This is a genomic window from Dyadobacter jejuensis (genome assembly GCF_003149085.1).
Lineage (GTDB): Bacteria > Bacteroidota > Bacteroidia > Cytophagales > Spirosomataceae > Dyadobacter > Dyadobacter jejuensis.
In genome coordinates this window covers 1-3,567 of sequence record NZ_QGDT01000037.1, presented here as the reverse complement: position 1 = coordinate 3,567, position 3,567 = coordinate 1, and the positions used below count along the sequence as shown (strand labels likewise).

Sequence of the window (3,567 nt, the reverse complement as noted above, 5' to 3'; positions counted from 1 at the left end):
GCAAGCGCGGAAGCTTCAGCACTCAAAGGATTTGCAAAAGGCATAAACCAGGATTATCAGGCAGTAAACCAAGCTGTCATTTCCACAATAAGCAATGGGCAAGTCAATAGACTCAAAACTATCAAAAGAAACATGTATGGAAGGGCGGGATTTGAACTTTTAAGAAAAATAGTATTGTCCAAATCTAGATAAATCATTCACCAAAATTGACGAAGAACCATTTCTTATCCCACCTGTTATACAAAAGAAAGCTATTCCATCTCCGCAGAATGAGGTAAATTCAAAAGGAGATTCAATACTGCCCACCCTGAAACAAGAGGTTTATTCAGATATACTAAAGGTGTTGATAAGTGCTGGCAGTGCGTTTGAAAGAAAGCCATCTTTATATAAAAATAAAGATGAAGAGGATCTGCGCGACATGTTTCTATTGTTTTTGGAAACTAGATATGAAAATACAAGCGGTCATGGTGAGGCCTTCAATAGAAAAGGCAAAACGGATATCTTATTAAAATACGCGCCGGACGGTAGCAATATTTTTGTAGCGGAATGCAAGGTATGGACTGGTGAAATTGGCCTGGGAGCAGCTATCGATCAATTACTCAGCTACCTTACTCACCGAGATTCCAAAACCGCACTAATGATGTTTGTTAGGAATAAAAATTTCAATCCTGTCCTAATTACCGCTGAAACGGCTATCAAAAACCATCCAAATTTTTTATCCTTTACTCCAAAAACAAGTACATCATCATATGGCTGTATGTTTAGCCTTCCCGGAAATGAAATGTCCAAAATACAACTCGAAGTAATGCTATTTCACTTTCTTGACTAAAATTATGGGTCCATTCAGTTGATATCAGTCTCAAAAAACGAATTTAAGTTCGGTTGTCCGGAATACTACATTTTAGATTAAAATCTCGAAGAACGAACACGCCATTACCTAATGAAGTACTAGAGTAATTGAAAAATCCGTCTTGAGCACGTATGGTTATTAAAAAATAAATGCTTTCAAAAATATCAGAAACTTAGCTCCCCTATCATCCGTTTAACTGCTACCAACTTGAATTATCCACTTTGACAGCATGCGCTAGGTCGGAACACCAGCTGGTAAACCTCTTTCAAAAAAAATCATAAATAAATCAATATCAACGAAGTAATCTTCCTCAGTTTGAACCCCTTTAACTTTATAATCGGCAAATTGACTTTCAAATAATGTAAAATCGGGGAAGAACTTAATTACTTCTTCCAAAATTTCAGCACTATATTTCTTATGCAACTTGTTCAAAGGGGAATAGGAGGCAAAGGATATCGGGAACGAATTACCCGAGTTTCGGGAGTGATCATAGAACGGCCTATTATTGCTCCCTGCCGCCAAGGTATCTACATAAAGCATTCCGATCTGCCTACCAATAAAACTTAAAAAAACTACTATTGAACAAGGAGGATCGCCGTTGTCTGGCTCGATACCTACAATCAATTTATAGGTATGAGGAGTGGCTTTGTCCCAATTTCGCACAAACCTAACCCATGCCTTATTCCTAAAACTAAGCACTAGATGACCCCAAACTTCTGCCGTTAAATCAGCAGCATGCCAGGCAACTTTAAGCTTGTCCGAGAGCAAGGAAAGCACCTTTTCTCTGTCAAGATTTGGGTCATTAGGAAACGCTTCCGATGAATAGTATTCATCGACAATTGAAAGATACTTTTGTAGGTCTTTATTTACAATTTGGCGCATAGTTAGCATTTGATGTGGTTCCACTACCAAAACGAGTCCATCTTACACTTGATCCGGGCATATAACTACGTAAAATTTTATTTGCGACCTCAGCCAAATTCCTAAAAACCTCTGAATTCCCAGGGGTCGCAGCCGACCCGAAGCTCGATTCACCTACCGCTTGAGCCGCAACATTAATAGCATGGGCAGATATTACCTTGGCGGCCAAAGGAGAAAAATTCCATACAAATTGTTGTTCATCCGTGTCATAGACCCTTTTTATATCCCCTGATCCCTGAAGATATGCAAAGTTTCTGCTGATGTATTCCAATGGCGTTATGCCTAGTCCTAGCCAATCAAACATTCCCTGTTTTAAATTCATGGCAGCATCTGTAATGCCGTTTGCGCAAGAAAACTGCTGCCCCCCTTGATCGGTATTTATGGTTGAGCCATCTTCAAATTTAGAACCCCAAAGAGTAGTGGTATAGTTTGACGAAGTGTTTTGATTTCCAGAAAAATTAAATGAAGCAGAACAAATACGATCAAGTGGTGCTGGTGAGACACCAACTATCCTTATTTCCTGAGGGAGGCCGCCCGATGATAAATTAAAATTAAAATACCAGTTCCCATCAATCTGGATAAATTTATCCTGATCCTGATCTTGTACATCCACACATCCAACTAAATCAGAATACATAGGCTGGCAGTACTCATAAATTGGTATACCATCTATAGTCCTTATCGAACAACTATACCAATCTACGTATTGACAAATCCTTTCTGTCGTACGCGTATTTTTCTCTTCCTGAGTCAACAATTTCACTCCATCTTCCGTATAACGAAATCCCTTGATAAAGTTGCCATGTATATCTTCAACGACCACGAAACCTCTAAAATCCTCCGGATTTCCACTATCCTTAAATTCAGGATCAACATGCTTCGTAACTATCTCATAATCATATAACCCATCCTTTTTCGAAACAATTAAACGACTTAGCGCACTGTAAGGTAACGTCAGTCCGTTTTCCATTTTTTTATAAATTTCAGTTTCAAGTTGAAATGGAAAAATCAGTTTCAATTCTCCTTCCTTTTTCACAGCATAGTAATTTCCCCATTTAACATTTTTATACTGCTTAGCTTGTGTCGCTTTATTCGTTGATTTTGTTCTGCCAGACTTTAAATTAAGCTCATAGGCTTGTTGGATTTCGGAAATATTAAATTTTTTTGACTCGGAGGCATCAACACCTTTGTCGAGGTCTTTGCATCCAAAAAATACAACTAGAGAAATAACTAATGCGATTGACATTGATCCAGAAAATGGATTTTTCATAACAACCAGTTTGTTTTAGAGAAATATTAAAATCATATTGTAAATGAGGCTACTAACATCAATTTTGACAAATCTTTTGGATTAATTCAAAAAAAAGAATGAGTAGACTAAATTTACAATAAAATAACTTTTGTAAATATTCTATTGCACGAAACAACTGAATGTAAGTGCTATTTTATTACGAGAAATACCAACGATAGAGCCTATCGTATAACTGCAACGCCGGTATGTTGGAATGGATGAGTTTTTCAAAAAACTGCTCAATGACAAGGACTTTGAAAAGTAGAAAAATAAGGACAAATAATCCATAAAACGAAGAGCGGCTAATCTTAAAAAACGAAGCTTTGTATAAGCATGTTGAATGTATTTCTAGAAGGCGCTATTTTACGAAGCTGAATTACAGCCTACCAACCTATTTTAATTTCAAACATTATAATACTCCCCAGAATTAGGGCCACTGTTAAAATTTAATTTTTAATCTTAAATTAGTGGAACTATGAGAGCAAAAAGGAGAAAATTCAGTTCA

Annotated in this window: 3 protein-coding genes and 1 pseudogene; 2 read left to right on the top strand and 2 right to left on the bottom strand. The window is 37.0% G+C overall.

Annotated elements, in window-relative coordinates:
• Positions 1 to 192: pseudogene (locus CLV98_RS23810) on the top strand (ISL3-like element ISMdi2 family transposase); the annotation flags it as partial.
• Between the two features lie 148 nt (positions 193 to 340).
• Entirely contained in the window at positions 341 to 829 is a 489-nt protein-coding gene (locus tag CLV98_RS22935) for a hypothetical protein (protein ID WP_146202348.1), read from the top strand.
• 255 nt (positions 830 to 1,084) lie between these two features.
• On the opposite strand, the gene CLV98_RS22930 is transcribed toward CLV98_RS22935, so the two are convergent.
• Together CLV98_RS22930 and CLV98_RS22925 are read right to left on the bottom strand one after the other, a co-directional pair.
• Positions 1,085 to 1,732: a hypothetical protein gene (locus CLV98_RS22930; RefSeq protein ID WP_109678446.1), complete on the bottom strand. Its 648-nt coding sequence runs from the start codon at positions 1,730 to 1,732 to the stop codon at positions 1,085 to 1,087.
• Complete coding sequence (locus tag CLV98_RS22925; protein WP_146202347.1) at positions 1,713 to 3,041, bottom strand: hypothetical protein; 1,329 nt, start codon at positions 3,039 to 3,041, stop codon at positions 1,713 to 1,715. Before CLV98_RS22925 ends, CLV98_RS22930 begins: the two co-directional genes overlap by 20 nt.
• Between the last annotated feature and the right edge of the window lie 526 nt (positions 3,042 to 3,567).

Bases quoted from the DNA above. Each gene is read 5' to 3' on its own strand.
- CLV98_RS22930 (WP_109678446.1), bottom strand. From the start codon at position 1,732: ATGCGCCAAATTGTAAATAAAGACCTACAAAAGTATCTTTCAATTGTC.
- CLV98_RS22925 (WP_146202347.1), bottom strand. From the start codon at position 3,041: ATGAAAAATCCATTTTCTGGATCAATGTCAATCGCATTAGTTATTTCT.